Source organism: Micrococcus sp. R8502A1 (assembly GCF_006704135.1).
Classification (GTDB): domain Bacteria; phylum Actinomycetota; class Actinomycetes; order Actinomycetales; family Micrococcaceae; genus Micrococcus; species Micrococcus luteus.
On record NZ_VIGS01000127.1, the window covers coordinates 1 to 246 of the forward strand.

Below are 246 nucleotides of genomic sequence, written 5' to 3' on the forward strand. Positions count from 1 at the left end.
GACGCGGTGGTCGGTGCCGAATGGGGCAAGCCCAGCTCCTCGCGCACTGCTCAGCGGAACGGGTACCGCCACCGGGACCTGGACACCCGGGTCGGCACCCTGGACGTGGCCATCCCCAAGCTCAGATCGGGCACGTACTTCCCGGACTGGCTACTTGAACGCAGGAAGAGAGCGGAGTCGGCGCTGATCACCGTGGTCGCTGACTGCTACCTCGCCGGGGTCTCGACCCGACGGATGGACAAGCTG

At 67.5% G+C, this 246-nt stretch carries 1 protein-coding gene; it reads left to right on the forward strand.

From position 1 onward, the window contains the following. Positions 1-246: transposase (locus FLM69_RS11330; RefSeq protein ID WP_181743518.1), on the forward strand; the 246-nt coding region annotated here is incomplete at both ends.